16 protein-coding genes are annotated in these 16,694 nt (G+C 70.6%); 8 read left to right on the top strand and 8 right to left on the bottom strand.

Annotated features, from left to right (window positions below):
• Positions 1-121: 121 nt before the first annotated feature.
• Complete coding sequence (hutU, locus tag OHA73_RS18625) at positions 122-1,786, bottom strand: urocanate hydratase (protein ID WP_327655588.1); 1,665 nt, start codon at positions 1,784-1,786, stop codon at positions 122-124.
• A gap of 144 nt (positions 1,787-1,930) precedes the next feature.
• Between hutU and OHA73_RS18630 the strand changes: the two genes are divergently transcribed.
• The 5 genes from OHA73_RS18630 to OHA73_RS18650 all read left to right on the top strand — a co-directional run bounded on the left by OHA73_RS18630 (position 1,931) and on the right by OHA73_RS18650 (position 5,596).
• The gene (locus tag OHA73_RS18630; protein ID WP_327655589.1) at positions 1,931-3,268 is read left to right on the top strand and encodes an APC family permease; all 1,338 of its coding nucleotides are present in this window, start codon (positions 1,931-1,933) and stop codon (positions 3,266-3,268) included.
• A 190-nt stretch (positions 3,269-3,458) separates the two neighbouring features.
• Positions 3,459-3,872, top strand: a complete 414-nt coding sequence (locus tag OHA73_RS18635; protein ID WP_266710989.1) for a hypothetical protein — start codon at positions 3,459-3,461, stop codon at positions 3,870-3,872.
• Positions 3,869-4,627: a DUF4388 domain-containing protein gene (locus tag OHA73_RS18640; protein ID WP_327655590.1), complete on the top strand. Its 759-nt coding sequence runs from the start codon at positions 3,869-3,871 to the stop codon at positions 4,625-4,627. Before OHA73_RS18635 ends, OHA73_RS18640 begins: the two co-directional genes overlap by 4 nt.
• 44 nt (positions 4,628-4,671) lie before the next feature.
• The gene (locus OHA73_RS18645; RefSeq protein ID WP_266710991.1) at positions 4,672-5,178 is read left to right on the top strand and encodes a roadblock/LC7 domain-containing protein; all 507 of its coding nucleotides are present in this window, start codon (positions 4,672-4,674) and stop codon (positions 5,176-5,178) included.
• 43 nt (positions 5,179-5,221) lie between these two features.
• On the top strand, positions 5,222-5,596 hold the full coding sequence (locus OHA73_RS18650; RefSeq protein ID WP_266710992.1) for a hypothetical protein: 375 nt from the start codon (positions 5,222-5,224) through the stop codon (positions 5,594-5,596).
• Positions 5,597-5,681: 85 nt separating this feature from the next.
• On the opposite strand, the gene OHA73_RS18655 is transcribed toward OHA73_RS18650, so the two are convergent.
• From OHA73_RS18655 to OHA73_RS18680, 6 genes are read right to left on the bottom strand one after another with little or no spacing between them, the layout of a single operon-like run.
• Positions 5,682-6,113, bottom strand: coding sequence for a hypothetical protein (locus tag OHA73_RS18655; protein WP_266710993.1), 432 nt, complete (start codon positions 6,111-6,113; stop codon positions 5,682-5,684).
• 11 nt (positions 6,114-6,124) lie between these two features.
• Entirely contained in the window at positions 6,125-7,537 is a 1,413-nt protein-coding gene (locus OHA73_RS18660; protein ID WP_266710994.1) for a purine-cytosine permease family protein, read from the bottom strand.
• 12 nt (positions 7,538-7,549) lie between these two features.
• Entirely contained in the window at positions 7,550-8,494 is a 945-nt protein-coding gene (locus OHA73_RS18665; protein WP_327655591.1) for an ABC transporter substrate-binding protein, read from the bottom strand.
• 11 nt (positions 8,495-8,505) lie between these two features.
• Positions 8,506-9,183, bottom strand: a complete 678-nt coding sequence (locus tag OHA73_RS18670; RefSeq protein WP_267070198.1) for an ABC transporter permease — start codon at positions 9,181-9,183, stop codon at positions 8,506-8,508.
• A gap of 7 nt (positions 9,184-9,190) precedes the next feature.
• Positions 9,191-9,847, bottom strand: a complete 657-nt coding sequence (locus OHA73_RS18675; RefSeq protein ID WP_266710999.1) for an ABC transporter permease — start codon at positions 9,845-9,847, stop codon at positions 9,191-9,193.
• Positions 9,844-11,049: an ABC transporter ATP-binding protein gene (locus OHA73_RS18680; protein WP_327655592.1), complete on the bottom strand. Its 1,206-nt coding sequence runs from the start codon at positions 11,047-11,049 to the stop codon at positions 9,844-9,846. The genes OHA73_RS18675 and OHA73_RS18680 overlap by 4 nt, the downstream gene beginning before the upstream one ends.
• A 179-nt stretch (positions 11,050-11,228) precedes the next feature.
• On the opposite strand from OHA73_RS18680, the gene OHA73_RS18685 reads away from it, so the two are divergent.
• The gene (locus tag OHA73_RS18685) at positions 11,229-12,692 is read left to right on the top strand and encodes an aromatic amino acid ammonia-lyase (RefSeq protein ID WP_267070196.1); all 1,464 of its coding nucleotides are present in this window, start codon (positions 11,229-11,231) and stop codon (positions 12,690-12,692) included.
• A gap of 97 nt (positions 12,693-12,789) precedes the next feature.
• Positions 12,790-13,671 carry a MurR/RpiR family transcriptional regulator gene (locus OHA73_RS18690; protein WP_267070195.1) on the top strand — a complete coding sequence of 294 codons (882 nt, stop codon included), beginning with the start codon at positions 12,790-12,792 and terminating at the stop codon, positions 13,669-13,671.
• Positions 13,672-14,036: 365 nt separating this feature from the next.
• Here the strand turns inward: OHA73_RS18690 and OHA73_RS18695 are convergent, their stop codons facing one another.
• Positions 14,037-15,428, bottom strand: coding sequence for a cystathionine beta-synthase (locus OHA73_RS18695; RefSeq protein ID WP_327655593.1), 1,392 nt, complete (start codon positions 15,426-15,428; stop codon positions 14,037-14,039).
• A 158-nt stretch (positions 15,429-15,586) separates the two neighbouring features.
• On the opposite strand from OHA73_RS18695, the gene OHA73_RS18700 reads away from it, so the two are divergent.
• Entirely contained in the window at positions 15,587-16,609 is a 1,023-nt protein-coding gene (locus OHA73_RS18700; RefSeq protein WP_267070193.1) for an SGNH/GDSL hydrolase family protein, read from the top strand.
• The last annotated feature ends 85 nt before the right edge of the window (positions 16,610-16,694 follow it).

A 16,694-nucleotide genomic window follows, 5' to 3' on the forward strand; every position in this document is an offset into this window, starting at 1 on the left:
ACCCCGCCCCTTCCCGAAAGTCCTGCCGGACGGGCCTGCCTCTCGTTCCAGGGCGGGGCTGAAATACCAGCCCGTCCGGCGTTTGAGGACGAACTGGGGGCGGAGCCCCCAGGTGCGGAAGTCACTCGCCCTCGCCCTCCCGCATCGGTACCCGAACGCCGCGCTCCGCCGCGACCTCCGCCGCGTGCTCGTAACCCGCGTCGACGTGGCGGATGACGCCCATCGCCGGGTCGTTCGTGAGGACGCGTTCGATCTTCTGGGCAGCGAGGTCCGTGCCGTCCGCGACGCAGACCTGGCCCGCGTGGATGGAGCGGCCCATGCCGACGCCGCCGCCGTGGTGGAGGGAGACCCAGGTGGCGCCGGAGGAGGTGTTGACCAGGGCGTTCAGGAGCGGCCAGTCGGCGATCGCGTCGGAGCCGTCCTTCATGGCCTCCGTCTCGCGGTAGGGAGAGGCGACCGAGCCCGAGTCGAGGTGGTCGCGGCCGATGGCGACCGGGGCCGAGAGTTCGCCGGACGCGACCATCTCGTTGAACTTGAGGCCCGCCAGGTGGCGTTCGCCGTAGCCGAGCCAGCAGATGCGCGCCGGGAGGCCCTCGAAGGCGATGCGCTCGGCGGCCATGTCGAGCCAGCGGTGCAGGTGCTTGTTCTCGGGGAACAGCTCCTTGATGGCCTTGTCGGTGGCCTCGATGTCCTTCGGGTCGCCGGACAGCGCGGCCCAGCGGAACGGGCCGAGGCCCTCCTCGAAGAGCGGACGGATGTGCGCCGGGACGAAGCCGGGGAAGGCGAAGGCGCGGTCGTAGCCGGCCTTGCGGGCCTCGTCGCGGATCGAGTTGCCGTAGTCGAAGACCTCGGCACCCGCGTCCAGGAAGCCGACCATGGCCTCGACGTGCAGGCGCATCGACTGGCGGGCCTTGTCGGTGAAGCCGGCCGGGTCCGCCTCGCGCTCCTTGTCCCAGTCCTCGACGGAGATGCCGACGGGCAGGTAGGCGAGCGGGTCGTGGGCCGAGGTCTGGTCCGTCACGATGTCGATCGGGGCGCCGCGGCGCAGCAGCTCCGGGAAGACCTCGGCGGCGTTGCCGACGACGCCGATGGACACGCCGCGGCGCTCGTCGCGGGCCTGCACGGCCAGTTCGAGGGCGTGGTCGAGGTTGTCGGCCTTCACGTCGAGGTAGCGGGTGCCGATGCGGCGGTCGATGCGGGTCTCGTCGACGTCGACGCAGATCGCGACGCCCTCGTTCATCGTGATGGCGAGGGGCTGGGCGCCGCCCATGCCGCCGACACCGGCGGTGAGCGTGATGGTCCCGGCGAGCGTGCCGTCGAACTTCTTGCGGGCGACCGCGCCGAAGGTCTCGTAGGTGCCCTGGACGATGCCCTGCGAGCCGATGTAGATCCATGAGCCGGCCGTCATCTGGCCGTACATCATGAGGCCTTCGGCCTCCAGCTTGCGGAACTCCTCCCAATTGGCCCAGTCGCCCACGAGGTTGGAGTTCGCGAGCAGCACCCGCGGCGCCCACTCGCTGGTGCGCAGCACGCCGACCGGCTTGCCGGACTGGACGAGGAGGGTCTCGTCCGACTTCAGCGTCTTCAGCGTGCGCACGATCGCGTCGTACGCCTCCCAGGACCGGGCCGCCTTTCCGGTGCCGCCGTAGACGACGAGCTTGTCGGGGTGCTCGGCAACCTCGCCGTCGAGGTTGTTCATGAGCATCCGCAGCGCGCCCTCCTGCTGCCACCCCAGGGTGTTGAGCTCGGTGCCGCGCGGGGCTCGTACGGGGCGGGGTCCTGACATCGGCGGCCTCCTGGAGTGCGTGTCAATCAGCTGTTCAGCCTTCTATTCACATCCTGGCGACATGAATAGGTCTAGTCAAGAGGTGCTCGGGGGAATCCCTACCTCCTACGCGGACAACCACCTACGCACCTCGCGGGAGGTCCAGTGACATCTGCGACAGCCGACACCCCACTGCACCGGGCGATCGGGCCAAAACTGCTGATCCTGTTCGTGGTCGGGGACATCCTCGGCACCGGGATCTACGCGACCACCGGCAAGGTGGCGGGGAAGGTCGGCGGCGCGCTGTGGCTGCCGTTCGTCATCGGGTTCGTCGTGGCGCTGCTCACCGCCGCCTCGTACGCCGAACTCGTCGGCAAGTACCCGAAGGCGGCGGGCGCGGCGCTCTACGCGCAGAAGGCGTTCAAGGTCCCGTTCCTGACCTTCATCATCGCGTTCATGGTGATGTGCTCGGGGCTCTCGTCCGCGAGCGCCGCCGCCCGCGCGTTCAGCGGTGACTACCTCGGCGAGCTGACGAGCAACGCGCTGCCGCCCACCCTGGTCGCCATCCTGTTCGTGCTCGCGCTCGCCGCGCTGAACCTGCGGGGCGTAGCTGAGTCGGTGAAGGCGAACGTCGTGCTGACCCTGGTCGAGGTGACCGGGCTCGCCATCATCCTCGCCATCGGCGCGTCCGCCGTCCTGACCGGTGAGGGGGAGCCCTCCCGGCTGGCCGACATCGATACGGGCGGCACCGGATTCGCCCTGATGACAGGGGTGTTGGGGGCGACCGCGCTGGGCTTCTTCGCGTTCGTCGGGTTCGAGGACTCGGTGAACATGGCCGAGGAGACCAAGGACCCGGCCCGCACCTTCCCGCGCGCCCTCTTCATCGGCGTCACCGTGACCGGCACCATCTATGTGCTCGTCGCGCTCGTGTCCTCGCTGCTCGTCGACCACAAGGTGCTGGAAGCGTCGAGCGGGCCGCTGCTCGAAGTGGTGAAGGCCGGCGGCGTCGACTTCCCGCACAAGCTCTTCGCGCTGATCGCCCTGTTCGCCGTCACCAACTCGGCGCTCATCAACATCATGATGGCCTCGCGGCTCTGCTACGGGATGGCCAACGAGCGCATCCTGCCGAGCGCGATGGGCCGCGTGCTGCCCAAACGACGCACGCCCGTCGTGGGCATCGTCTTCGTGTCGCTGCTCGCGGTCGGGCTCGTGTCGACCGGGGAGATCGAGGGGCTCGGCGACACCACGTCGTTCCTGCTGCTCTGCGTGTTCGCCGTGGTCAACGTCGCCGTGCTCGTGCTGCGCAAGGACCCGGTCGACCACCGGCACTTCCGTACGCCGACGGTCCTTCCGGTGCTCGGCGCGGTCACCTCGCTGATCCTCGCCAGTCCGCTCGCCGACCGGCCCGCCGAGGTCTACATCCGGGCGGGCGTGCTCATCGCCATCGGGATCGCACTGTGGGCCGTCAACAGGGTGGTGATGAAGACGCACGGGGAGGAGTAGGGGCTCAGAAGCGCACCCGAGGCGCCTGAATCCGCCAACCCCCAGGGTCAGTTGGCGGATTCTAGCCGCCCCACGCATGTTCCACCGGGAAATGCCAGAAGCCTCACCTGGTCTCCGTACCGTGCGTAGCTTCGTCGTCACACGTGTACGAGTGGTGCACAAAGTGGCGATCCGGTGGGGAGGTTCAGGGGTGCCCGGAATCGACGAATGCCTCCTGGAGGTCATGCGGCTTCCAGGAGCACGTGGCGCCTCCGTCGTCGACTGGACCAGCGGACTCGCCCTCGGCACGGTCGGCGACACACGCAACGGGGACCACGAGGCGGACGCCGCCGAGTCCGCCGAACTGGCCCGGATCGCCGCCGAGCACCGCGCCTTCGCCCCCGCCGACGGCAGCGACTGGACGCAGGGCTCCGCAAGTGACAAGGCGCCCCCCGTCGAGGACGTCATCGTCACCAACCGAGACAGCTATCACGTGCTGCGCTTCGTGCGCACCACCTTCGACAGCAGCGTCTTCATCCACCTGTGGCTGAACCGGGACGAGGGCAACCTCGCGCTCGCCCGGCTCCGGCTCACCGACATAGCCGACCGGATGGTCCTGGGATGAGCGTCGACGTCCGTACGGGCGTCTCGCCGATGCTCAGCCGGCTCGCCGACGAGCAGGCCACCGGCGCCCTGATCCGCGAGCACGGCACGCTCTACCTGGAGGACGGCCGGGTCGTGCACGCCGAATCGCCCTCGACCCCCGGCATGGACGTGCTGCTCACCAGGGGCGGCGCGGTGCAGGCCGAGGGCTGGTCGGAGGCCGTGGACCGGGCGGGCGCGCGGCAGCGGGTCGGCCGCTACCTCGTCGAGCAGGGCCGGCTCTCCGACGGGGCGCTCGAACTGTGCCATCTGGGCGCCCTGTTCGACGCCGCGTACTTCACACTCGCCCCGAGCAGCGGGCCGACCAGGTTCCGGTACGGCGTCTCGCACTGGTTCGGGACCGTGCGCCCGGTGCTGGTGGCGGCGGTCCAGCGCGAGACGCTGCGCCGCCGCGACCTGCTCCAGCGGATCTGGCCCGAGCCGGACACGGACACGGCGCCGCTCAACCGGATCATCCGGCACGGCGAGGTGTGCGTACCGCCGCGCAGACGCAACGTCCTCGACCTCGTCGACGGCGCGCGCACGGCCTCCCAGATCGCGCTCACCCTGGGCAGGCCCGCCTTCCACACCCTTGTCGACCTGCGGCGCCTCGCCGCGTGCGGACTGGTGACCCCGGTCTTCGCGCCGGCTCCGCCCACGTTGCCCGAGCAGGCCGTCGTCGAGGACCCCGACGTTGCCCTGTTGCGGCGGCTGCGCGCCGGTCTGGAGGCCCTGTGAAACGCCTGCTGCGTTCCTCCCGAACCCCAGAAAGGAGACTTCCGATGGCCGACCAGGGCGAGCTCCTCGCCGAACTGCAGCGGTTGAGAGTCCGCGTACCCCAGGTCACGGGGGCCCTCGTCGCCAGCGTCGACGGCCTGGTGCTCGCCCATGACGCCCCGGGCGTCGAACCGGAGGGCGTCGCCGCGCTCACCGCCACCGCGCTCGGTGTCACCCAGCGTCTCTCCGACGCCACCGAGCAGGGCGCCTTCCGCGAACTCCTGGTGCGCGGCGCCGCCGGCTACGTCGCCACGTACGCGGCCGGGGACACCGCCGTCCTCACGCTCCTCGCGGAGGACCGGGTCAACGTCGGCCGGCTGCATCTCGAGGGACGTCGCTCCAGCACCCGCATCGGTGAACTCACCGCTCCCCCGGAGGAGGAAGCGCCGCCCGAGCCGACCCCCCGCGTCCGCGGCAGGGCCCGTGCCCGCACGGCATCCACCACCACGACGACCGAGACCGGACTCCCTGTCCGGCCGCCCACCAACGTGCCGACCCAGCCCATGCGTTGACCACCGGCACGCCCTCAAAGAACGCACGAAAGGACCCAGCATCATGGCCAACACCGAGACCGCCCTCAAGGACGCCCTCGCCTCCATCGAAGGCGCCACCGCCGCGGCCCTCGTCGACTACACCAGCGGCATGGCCCTCGGCACCATCGGCGGCTCCAAGAGCTTCGACCTGGAGGTCGCGGCCGCCGGCAACACCGACGTGGTCCGCTCCAAGCTGCGCACCATGGAGCAGTTGGGACTCAAGGAGGGCATCGAGGACATCCTCATCACCCTCGGCAGCCAGTACCACCTGATCCGCCTGATCAAGGGGCGTGGTGGCAACGGTCTGTTCCTGTACCTGGTGCTCGACAAGTCCCGCGCGAACCTCGCGATGGCCCGCCATCAGCTGAAGAAGATCGAGGGCGAGCTGGAGGTCTGAGCGCAGCACGTGAGGGGCGCCGCGCCGGATCCACCGGCGCGGCGCCCCTCACGTCACCTCAAGTCCGCGCAGGCCGCCCCGGGCCCTACCCCTCCCAGTCGGACTCCTCGCGATCCCGGCGCTCGCGGCGCCGGACGGGCCCCCACCGCACCGCGTGCAGCGCGTTCACGCCGACGATCCCGCCCCAGGCCACGAAGAGCCCGGCCAGTCCGGCGTTGACCACGGCGATCGCGGACAGCGGGATGGCGAGGACGAGCGAGACCACGGCGAAGCCGAAGCGCTCGCCCCAGTTCTCCGCGCCGGTGTCGCGGGCCCCGCGGGCCACGCTGACCCGGTGCTCGGCCAGCTGTCGTCGCACCCTGCGGTCGACGACGGAGTCGAGCCGCTGCTCGACTTTTTCGAGGAAGGAGTCGACGAGCGCCGGCTCGTAGTCGTCGCCCAGCTCCCTGCGTGCGTGCAGGGTGGCGTCGAGTTCCTTCTTGAGTTCGGCGTCGCTTGCGCGTTCGCGGGCTTCCATACCGCTCGACGTTACGGAGCGGTGGCCCCCACCGCAGTAGGGCTATCCCCCGTCTTCTCAGTGGGCCACTCCCCCGCATTGCGCCGGGCGAGCAGCCAGTACAGGACGGCCGGGACGACGAGCCCCACGATCCACGACACGTCCGCCCCGCCCAGCGGCCCGACGAGCGGGCCCGTGTAGAAGGCGGTGGCGAGGAACGGCAGCTGGGCGAGCAGCCCGATCCCGTAGACGACGAGTGCGTCCCAACGCCAGGCGCCGTAGCGGCCGTTGGGGTCGGAGAGGGCCGGGAGGTCGTAGCGCTCGCGCGAGATCAGGTAGTAGTCGACCAGGTTGATCGCGGACCACGGCGTGAAGAACGTCAGCAGGAACAGCAGGAAGTCCTTGAACGAGGTCAGGAAGCTGTCCTTGCCGGCCAGGGCGACCACCGTGCCCGCGACCATGATGATCCCGATGTAGACCGCCCGGCCGCGCTGCGAAAGCACCCGCTGGCCGCGGAATCCGCTGATGCCGGTGACCATCGACATGAAGCCGCCGTACGTGTTGAGCACGTTGACGGTGAGCTTGCCGAGCGCGATCACGAAGTAGAAGAACGAGGCGGCGAGCCCCGCCCCGCCGAGCGACACGACGTATCCGACCTGGTTGTCGATGAACTTCTCGCCCGCGCTCGCCGCGACCAGCACACCGAACGCCATGGACCACTGCGAGCCGAGCGCGGAGCCCGCGAGCGTCCACCAGAACGTGGCCTTGCCGCTGGTCGTGCGCGGCAGATAGCGCGAGTAGTCGGCGACGTAGGGGCCGAAGGCGAGCTGCCACGAGGCCGACAGGGAGACGGCGAGCAGGAACATCGGCATCGAGAAGTGCGCGTCGGACAGGAGCGCGCCGACGTCGGCCCGGTCGAAGAGCCGCACGCCCAGGTAGACGAAGGCGAGCGCGCACACGACGCTCGCCACCCGCCCGAGGACGTGGATGACGCGGTAGCCGACCGTCGCCACGATCCCCGTGACGAGCGCGAAGACGATGATGCCCGTCGTGTCGTTGGTGTGCGTCAGCTGCGCGGTGGCCTGCCCGGCGAGCACGGTGCCGCTCGCGAAGAACCCGACGTACATCAGGACGACGAGGAGCAGCGGGACGACGGCGCCCTTCACCCCGAACTGGGCCCTGGACTGGATCATCTGGGGCAGCCCGAGCTTCGGCCCCTGCGCCGAGTGCAGTGCCATGACGGCGCCGCCGAGCAGATTGCCGAGCACGAGCCCGATCAGCGACCAGACCACGTCGCCGCCGAAGACGACGGCGAGCCCGCCGGTGACGACGGCCGTGATGTGGAGGTTGGCGCCGAGCCAGAGGGTGAACTGGTTGAACGCGCTGCCGTGCCGTTCGCTGTCCGGCACGACGTCGATGGAGTGCTTCTCCACTACCGCTGCCATCCGATGGCCTCCCTACTTCTTGCTGAGCCCGTGCCGGCGCGCGTAGTCGTTCGCGACGTCCTCGGGGTCCTTCTTGTCCTTGTCCACGAGCCGGTTGAGCTCGGTGAGGTCCTCGGTCGTCAGCACGTTGCCCAGGCGGGCCAGGGCCTTGCGGACGGTCGAGTCGGCCTTGCGGTCGGCGATCAGCGGGACGACGTGCTGACCGGGGACCAGGTTCTTGGGGTCGGTGAGGACGACCCAGTCGTTGGCGGCGATGTCGGTGTCGGTGGTGAAGAGGTTGGCGACATCGACATCGCCGCTCTTCAGCGCGCCCTTCACCAACGGGCCCGAGGAATCAAGGGACTTGAACTCCTTGAACTCGACGCCGTAGACGTCCTTGAGCCCGACGGACCCCACCTGCCGCTTCTTGACCTCCGGGGCGGCGCCGATGACGAGCTTCCCGTTGTGGTTCGCGAGGTCGGCGAGCGACTTGAGCTTGTACTTCTTCGCGGTCTCGCGGGTCACCACGAACGCGTCCGAGTCCTCGGCCAGCCCGTACGGCAGGATCTGCAGGCCGGTCGGGAGCACCATGGCGAGCGCGTTCTGCATCTCGCCCTCCTCGGTGGCCTTCGCCTTCTTGTCGAGGTAGTGCAGGAGGGCGCCCTGGTACTCGGGCAGCAGGTCGATGTCGCCGCCCTTGAGGGCGGGGATGAGGATCTCGCGGGTACCGAGGTTCGGCCGCACGCTCGTCTTCACACCGGCGGCGTCGAGCGCGGCCGCGTACAGGTAGCCGAGCACCTGGTTCTCGGTGAAGTTGGCGGTGCCGATGGTGACACCCTTCTTGCTGGAGCCGCCACCCGAGAGCGAACCCCCTTGCTGGTCGAGCGAGGTGATGCCGCTGGAGCAGGCGGACAGGGCCGGGACGGAGGCCGCGGCTGCCAGGCCGCCCAGGAGGGCACGTCGGTTGAGATTGCGCATCTTGCTTGCTCCTAGGCGGACTTGAGAGTGGCGGGGCGGTTGCGGAAGAGGAGACGCTGGAGCCCGGAGAGGGCCAGGTCGAGCACGACGGCCACGACCGCGACGAGCACGGCCCCACCGAGCACCTGCACCAGGTCGCGCTGGGCGAGCCCGTCGAAGACGTAGCGGCCGAGCCCACCGAAGGACACGTACGCGGCGATGGTGGCGGTGGCGACGACCTGGATGAGCGCGAGCCTCAGCCCCGTCATGATCAGCGGCAGCGCGAGCGGCAACTCGACCTGGAACAGCACCTGGTGGGCCTTCATGCCCTGCCCGCGCGCGGCATCCCGCACCTCGGGATCGACGGCGGTCATCCCGGCGTACGTATTGGTGACGATGGACGGCACCGCGAGCGCGACGAGCGCGATGTAGACGGGCCACATCGAGAGCCCGCTCGCGAGGAACACGAGCACGACCAGGCCCACGGTCGGCAGGGCCCGCCCGAAGGACGACAGGTTGATGGCGACGAAGGCGCCCCGCCCGGTGTGCCCGATGAGCAGCCCGACCGGCAGAGCGATCACGGCGGCGACGAGGGTGGCGAGCAGCGAGTACTGGAGGTGCTCGGCGACGCGCGTCGCGATGCCGTCGCTCCCCGCCCACTGCTCCCCGCCGACCAGCCAGGCCCCGAGGTTCTTGAAGAGTTCGAACATGGCGGGTTCAGGCCTTCCGGGTCCGAGTACGGGTACGGGCCCACGGAGTGAGCAGCCGCTGGGCGCCGACGAGCAGCGCGTCCGCGACGAGCGCGAGCAGCAGGGTGAGGACGACGCCGACGATCACCGGGGTCGGGAAGTTCCGCTGGAACCCGTCGGTGAACAGCTGACCGAGCCCGCCGTCCCCGATGTACGTCGCCACGGACACGAGCGAGATGGCCATCACGGTGGCGATCCGCACGCCCGCCATGATCACGGGCAGCGCGAGCGGCAGCTCGACGGTGAGCAGCGTCCGCATCGGCCGCGTCCCCATCGCCTTCGCCGCCTCCTTCGTCTTCGCGGGCACGGAGTCGAGCCCCTCGACGGTGTTCCGCAAGAGGACGACGAGCGTGTAGATCGTCAGGCCGATGACGGTGGTGGTGCGGGTGAGCCCGGAGATGGGCAGCAGCAGCACGAAGACCGCGATGGACGGGATGGTGAACAGCACGTTCGACATCCCGAGCAGAAACCCGCGCAGCGGCCGCACCCGGTGCGCGACGACGGCCAGCGGCAGGGATATGACCAGCCCGAACAGCACGGCGCTGAGGGCGGCTTGGAGGTGGGAGAGGGTGAGGGTGGCGAGATCGGACTGATGCGACCCGATCCAGGACCAGTCGATGGTCACGCGGCACCGCCCGCGGACTCAGCCTTCTCGCCGGTGTCGGACACCTCGGCGCCGTCGGGCTCCTCGGTCTCACCGCGCGATTCCGCACCATCAAGCGCCGAGTTGCCCAAATTCAGCCCCTGCGGCGATTGAGCAGCGGGGTCCGGGGCAGAGCCCCGAGACGTCCCGCCGGACTGGGCGGCACTGTGCGCCTGCCCGGACCGCTCATGGACGTCGTCCCGCGAGCTGACACCCGTAAACACACCGTCCGCGTCCACCCGGACAACCAGCCCGACGGGCGACGCCACCGACTCGTTCAACGCCGACAGCAACGAGTCCCCGTCGCGCAGCGCCCGCACCGGGAACTCGGCCCCACCGTCCCGCTCGCGCCAAGCGACCGGCTTACGCGCCCCGTCAAGGACGAGCTCCCACGCCCCGCCCTCCGGCGCGGCCCCCTGCGACACATCGCCCAGCGTCGTGAGCGACAACAACTTCAACCCACGCTCGGCCCCGAGGAAGTCCGCCACGAACTCGTCCGCGGGCCGCGCGAGCAGCTCCTCCGGCGGCGCACACTGCACGAGGTGCCCGCCCTCACGGAACACGGCTATTCGGTCCCCGAGCCGCACCGCCTCGTCGATGTCATGCGTGACGAAGACGATCGTCTTGCTCAACTCGGTCTGCAGCCGCAGCAGTTCATCCTGAAGCTGGGTACGCACGACGGGGTCGACGGCCCCGAACGGCTCGTCCATGAGCAGCACCGGCGGATCCGCGGCCAGCGCCCTCGCGACACCCACCCGCTGCTGCTGACCACCGGACAGCTGATGCGGATACCGCTTCCCCATCTCGGCGGAGAGCCCCACCCGCTCAAGAAGCTCACCGGCCGCGGCCCGCGCCTTCTTCCGCCCCCAGCCGAGCAGCAGCGGCACCGTGGCGACGTTGTCGAGCACGGTGCGGTGCGGGAAGAGCCCCGCCTGCTGAATGACGTAACCAATGGATCGCCGCAGCTCAGCGGCGTCCTGCTCCAGGACGTCGCGCCCGCCGACCCGAATGGTGCCGGACGAGGGCTCGACCATACGATTGATCATCCGGAGGCTGGTCGTCTTGCCGCAGCCCGACGAGCCGACGAAGACGGTCACACCCCCTTCCGGCATGTCGAGCGAGAGATCATGCACCGCTGTCGTGCCGTTCGGGAACCGCTTGTGGACCGCGTCGAACTGGATCATGGAGCGCCTCTGGAGTCCTCTTGCCCGTCCTGCATATCGTCATGCAGAGTTCTCGGTACGTGAATAACTTGTCAATGCCCCCGCGTAAATCGCAGGTAAATCCCCGTACCGGGGACCGAACTATGAGACGCGGACGCCCGTTTCGGGGCATTTGAACACTGATCAAGGGGGAACAGCGCATGGTGTCACAGCCGGTCGTCGTGCTCGACGGCCACGGCCTCCCGGTCGCCGACGTGGTCCGCCTCGCCCATGCGAGCGCCCGTCCGGTCCCCGGCACGGACGCCATGAAGCGCGTGGACCGGTCCTGGAACGCGGCGCGGGAGATCGCCGCCTGGGGCAGGGTCTACGGCCGCTCCACCGGCGTCGGCGCCAACCGCAGCGAGGACGTGCCCACCGAGGCCGCCGCCGACCACGGCCTGCGCCTGCTGCGCAGCCACGCGGGCGCGATCGGCGACGAGCTGCCCGAGCGCGAGGTGCGCGCGATGCTCGCGGTCCGCGCGAACCAGCTCCTGGCCGGTGGCGCGGGCCTGCGCCCCACGGTCGTCACGGCGCTCTGCGAGGCCCTGGAGGCGGGCGCGTACCCGGCGGTCAACGAGCACGGCTCGGTCGGCACCGGCGACATCGCGCCCCTGTCCCAGATGGGCCTGGCCCTCGCCGGCGAGCACCCGTGGCGCGGCAAGGGCACCCCGCCCAAGCCGCAGCCCCTCGACAACAACGACGCCCTGGCCCTGATCTCCTCCAACGCACTCACCCTCGGCCAGGCGGCCCTCGCCCTGCACGAGATGCGCGACCTGCTGGCGGCGACGAACCTGGTGGCGGCCCTGAGCCTGCTCGCGGTCGACGGTTCCTACGAGGCGTACGCCCTGCCCGTGCACGAGTCGCGCCGCCACAGGGGCAGCTTCGACGTGGCGGCCCGGATGCGCGAGATCCTCGGCGCCGACGACCACCCGACGCCCCCGCTCGGCCGGATCCAGGACCCGTACGGCTTCCGCTGCGTGCCGCAGATCCACGGCCCTGCGCAGGACGCGGCGGACGCCTTGGAGGACGTCCTCACGGTCGAGATCAACGCGGCGGCGGAGAACCCCCTGATCTCGTACACGGAGATGGCGGCCTACCACCACGGCGGCTTCTACATGGCCCAACTCGCCCTGGCCCTGGACCACTTCCGGCTCGCGGTCAGCCAGGTGGCCCGCCTCTCCACGTCCCGCCTCTCCACCCTCAACGAACCGAACTTCACCCGCCTTCGCCCGTTCCTCGCGGACGGCGAACCGGCGTCGTCCGGCGTGATGATCCTGGAGTACGCGGCCGGTGGCGCCCTCGCCGACCTGCGCGCCTTCTCCGCTCCCGCCTCGCTCGGCCACGCCGTGCTCTCCCGCGGCGTCGAGGAGCAGGCCAGCTTCGCCTCCCTGGCGGCCCGCCAGACCCTGCGCGCGTGCGCGGCGTTCCGGCAGGTCGTGGGCTGCGAACTGGTCGCGGCGGTGCGGGCGTTGAGGCTGCGCGACCTGCACCCGGACGTGGAGCTTCCGGTGGGGCGGGCGTTCGAGCTGGCGTTGCAGGACCTGCCGGCGGAGATCGCGGACCGGCCGCTGACGGAGGACGTGGCGCGCGCGGCACAGCTCCTGGGCCGCTTCGTGACCCCCTAGCCACCTCCCTTCATCAGCCCACACCCCTAGCCCCCACCCCTTCATTTTGAATAGAATCATGCACAATTCGGCACCCTTGAATGGACCGGCGGGAGACATGAGCGAGCGCACGGACAGCACACGGAGCGGGTCGGACAACGACGCGGGGGCGCAGGGCCCCTCCGCCCGCCTCCAGAGCCTCTTCGAGGGGCACCGCCTCACCCCCACCCAGCGCCGCATCGCGCACTGCATGGTGCGGCGCGCGGCCGAGGTGCCGTTCCTGTCGTCCGTGGAGCTGGCCGAGCTCGCGGGCGTGAGCCAGCCCTCCGTGACCCGGTTCGCGGTGGCGCTCGGCTTCGACGGCTACCCGGCGCTGCGCAAGCACCTGCGCGAGACGGCGCCCTCCGGACCGGCCACCGCCACCAAGGCCAACGAGTACCAGCAGGCCGTGGAAGCCGAGATCGCCAACCTCCGGCACCTCGCCGAGCTGCTCGCCGACCCGGAGCCGGTGGAGCGGGCGGGCAGGATCCTCGCCGCCTCACCGACGCTGCTCGTCCTGGGACTGCGCGCGGCCGCGTCCCAGGCGTTCGGCTTCGCGTACTTCGCCGCGAAGGTCCACCCCGACGTACGCCTCCTCGACGAGGGCGGCACCATGCTCGCCGACCGCATCGACGCGGCCGTCCGCGCGGGCGCCAAGACCCTGCTCTGCTTCGCGCTCCCCCGCCACCCGCGCGAGGTCGTCGACGCCCTCGCGTACGCGAAGGAGGCGGGCCTGACCGTCGTCACGGTCGCCGACTCCGCCTTCGCCCCCGTCGCCCGCCACTCCGACCTGCTGCTGCCCGCGGCGGTCGGCACGGGCCTCGCCTTCGACACGGCGTGCTCGCCGATGCTGCTCGGCCGGGTACTGCTTGAGGCGATGTGCGACGAGCTGCCGCAGGCACAGGCGCGACTCGAGGAGTTCGACGTACGGGCGGCGGAGCGCGGCCTCTTCGTCGAGTGACGGTCGATTCCCGTGGACGGTCAACACCCGTACGGGAGAAGTGAGTTGCGCGGGGACCGCCGCACCCCCGTGTGACGGGGGGCGGGACGACGGCGGTCCCCGCGAAGGGCGTGCACCAGGTCAGGCCGGGTGCGCGCCCAGGGCGTCCGTGGAGGTCCGGGAGCCGCTCCGGAGGTTCCTTTGACGCCGCTCGGTGTCGGGTGGGGCGGGGAGCCGCTCCCGCCCCTTCCGACATCCACCAATCTGCCGGACCCGTGTTAAGCCGGTGCTGCGCGCACGTGTCGCGCTCGTACCGTTTTCGCGAACCCGGGAAAGCGACGTACGAAACGGCCCCCGAAACGGCCCCCGAAGCAGCCCGAATCGGCCTACTTCGCCGCGTCCTTGGCCAGGAACGACAGCAGGTCCTGACGGCTCACCACACCCGTCGGCCTGCCCTCGACCAGCACGATCGCCGCGTCGGCCACACCGAGCACACTCATCAGGTCCGCCACCGGCTCCCCCGAGCCGACCTGCGGCAGCGGCGCCGACATGTGCTTCTCCAACGGGTCGTGCAGGGACGCCCGCTGGGCGAACAGCGCGTCGAGCAGCTCCCGCTCCACGACGGACCCGATGACCTCGGCGGCCATCACGTCCGGGTGCCCCGCGCCCGGCTTCACGATCGGCATCTGCGAGACCCCGTACTCGCGCAGCACCTCGATGGCCTGACCGACCGTCTCCTCCGGGTGCATATGGACGAGCGAGGGCAGCGCGCCGCCCTCCTTGTCCTTCAGCACGTCGCCGACGCGCGCGCTGGGCCCGGAGTCCTCCAAGAAGCCGTAGTCCGCCATCCAGTCGTCGTTGAAGATCTTCGAGAGGTATCCGCGCCCGCTGTCCGGCAGCAGCACGACCACGATGTCGTCGGGACCGAGCCCCTCCGCGACCCGCAGCGCCGCCATCACGGCCATCCCGCAGGAGCCGCCCACGAGGAGCCCCTCCTCCTTGGCGAGGCGCCGCGTCATCTGGAACGAGTCCTTGTCGGACACCGCGACGATCTCGTCGGCGACCTCACGGTCGTAGGCGGTCGGCCAGAAGTCCTCGCCCACGCCCTCGACGAGGTACGGACGCCCGGAGCCACCGGAGTAGACGGACCCCTCGGGGTCGGCCCCGATGACCTTGACCCGCCCCTCGCTCGCGTCCTTCAGATAGCGCCCGGTCCCGGAAATGGTGCCGCCGGTGCCGACGCCCGTGACGAAATGGGTGATCCGCCCGTCCGTCTGCTCCCACAGCTCGGGCCCGGTGGAGTGGTAGTGCGACTCGGGGTTGTGCGGGTTGCTGTACTGGTCCGGCTTCCAGGCGCCGGGCGTCTCGCGTACGAGCCTGTCCGAGACGTTGTAGTACGAATCCGGGTGCTCGGGGTCCACCGCCGTGGGGCAGACCACGACCTCGGCGCCGTACGCGCGCAGCACATTGATCTTGTCCGTGGAGACCTTGTCAGGGCAGACGAAAATGCACTTGTAGCCCTTCTGCTGGGCCACCATGGCGAGGCCGACGCCGGTGTTTCCGCTGGTCGGCTCGACGATGGTGCCCCCTGGCTCCAGCTCCCCACTCCGCTCCGCCGCCTCGATCATGCGCAGCGCGATGCGGTCCTTCACGCTGCCGCCGGGGTTGAAGTACTCGACCTTGGCCAGGACGGTCGCCCGCAGCCCTTCGGTCACCTTGTTGAGCCTCACCAGCGGGGTGTTGCCGACGAGGTCGATCATCGATTCGTGGATGCGCACCGTGGTCTCCGGGTTCTCCTCCGTAATGGTGCCGCCAGGGTAAGGCGCACACCATGGACCATGGGGCTTCATCCGGCGTTGCGATTGGCCGACAGGGATAACGGGGCAAGGAGTCCTTGTAGCCGTAAAAGAGTCGCAGAGGCAGGTGGCCGCGGAACATGTCGAGCAGGGCGAGGGTGGCACGGCGGATCGCAGCGGGCGCAGCGTACGGCGGCGGCGGGATCGGGCTGCTGGGTGCGGCCACGGTCGGAGTCGTGCTCGCCGAGGTACATATCGCGCGCCGTCAGGTCGGCAACCACGGTCCCGAGCCGGTGCACGTGCCGGCCGCGGACGGTGTGTACGGGCGGCGGATGTACGGCCCTCGCGACGGCGAACCGTTGCGCTTCCTCATGCTGGGGGACTCGACGGCCGCGGGGCAGGGTGTGCACCGGGCGGGGCAGACGCCGGGCGCGCTGCTCGCGTCCGGGCTCGCGGCGGTGGCGGAGCGGACGGTGGAGCTGCGCAATGTGGCGCTGCCGGGCGCGCGCTCCGACGACCTGGACCGCCAGGTGCCGCTCGGGCTCGCCGACCCCGGCTGGCAGCCCGACGTCTGCGTGATCATGATCGGCGCGAACGACGTCACGCACCGCATCCCGGCGACGAAGTCCGTACGGCACCTGTCCGCGGCCGTACGTCGGCTGCGCACGGCCGGCGCCGAAGTGGTGGTCGGAACGTGCCCCGACCTCGGGTCGGTGGAACCGGTCCAGCAGCCGCTGCGCTGGCTGGCCCGCCGCGCCTCGCGCCAGCTCGCGGCGGCGCAGACCATCGGCGCGGTGGAGCAGGGGGGCCGCACGGTGTCGCTGGGCGACCTGCTGGGGCCCGAGTTCTCGGCGAACCCCCGCGAAATGTTCGGCCCGGACAACTACCACCCCTCCATGGAGGGCTACGCGACCGCGGCGATGGCGGTGCTCCCCACACTCTGCGCCGCGCTGGGCCTCTGGCCGGAGGAGGAGCGCCCGGACGCCTCCCGCTCCGAGGGCTTCCTCCCGGTCGCCCGCGCGGCGGCGCAGGCCGCCCAGGAGGGCGGTACGGAGGTCGCCGCGGCCATGCCGACCGGTCCCCGGGGACCGTGGGCGTTGCTGAAGCGGCGCCGCAGGAGGCGGGTCCCGGCGGAGGAGCCGGTATCGCAGTCGAGCGCTTGACCGTCCCCCGCTCCCGGCTCCGCCCCGGACCCCGCGCCTCAAGCGCCGGCGGGGCTGAATTTGCCCAGCCCCGCCGCAGGGGCTT

It is taken from the genome of Streptomyces sp. NBC_00483 (genome assembly GCF_036013745.1).
Taxonomy (GTDB): domain Bacteria; phylum Actinomycetota; class Actinomycetes; order Streptomycetales; family Streptomycetaceae; genus Streptomyces.

Coding starts and splice junctions, on each gene's coding strand:
- OHA73_RS18645 (WP_266710991.1), top strand. CDS start 4,672: ATGGCCGACCAGGGCGAGCTCCTCGCCGAACTGCAGCGGTTGAGAGTC.
- hutU (WP_327655588.1), bottom strand. CDS start 1,786: ATGTCAGGACCCCGCCCCGTACGAGCCCCGCGCGGCACCGAGCTCAAC.
- OHA73_RS18680 (WP_327655592.1), bottom strand. CDS start 11,049: ATGATCCAGTTCGACGCGGTCCACAAGCGGTTCCCGAACGGCACGACA.
- OHA73_RS18650 (WP_266710992.1), top strand. CDS start 5,222: ATGGCCAACACCGAGACCGCCCTCAAGGACGCCCTCGCCTCCATCGAA.
- OHA73_RS18660 (WP_266710994.1), bottom strand. CDS start 7,537: ATGGCAGCGGTAGTGGAGAAGCACTCCATCGACGTCGTGCCGGACAGC.
- OHA73_RS18670 (WP_267070198.1), bottom strand. CDS start 9,183: ATGTTCGAACTCTTCAAGAACCTCGGGGCCTGGCTGGTCGGCGGGGAG.
- OHA73_RS18685 (WP_267070196.1), top strand. CDS start 11,229: ATGGTGTCACAGCCGGTCGTCGTGCTCGACGGCCACGGCCTCCCGGTC.
- OHA73_RS18655 (WP_266710993.1), bottom strand. CDS start 6,113: ATGGAAGCCCGCGAACGCGCAAGCGACGCCGAACTCAAGAAGGAACTC.
- OHA73_RS18665 (WP_327655591.1), bottom strand. CDS start 8,494: ATGCGCAATCTCAACCGACGTGCCCTCCTGGGCGGCCTGGCAGCCGCG.
- OHA73_RS18690 (WP_267070195.1), top strand. CDS start 12,790: ATGAGCGAGCGCACGGACAGCACACGGAGCGGGTCGGACAACGACGCG.
- OHA73_RS18640 (WP_327655590.1), top strand. CDS start 3,869: ATGAGCGTCGACGTCCGTACGGGCGTCTCGCCGATGCTCAGCCGGCTC.
- OHA73_RS18700 (WP_267070193.1), top strand. CDS start 15,587: ATGTCGAGCAGGGCGAGGGTGGCACGGCGGATCGCAGCGGGCGCAGCG.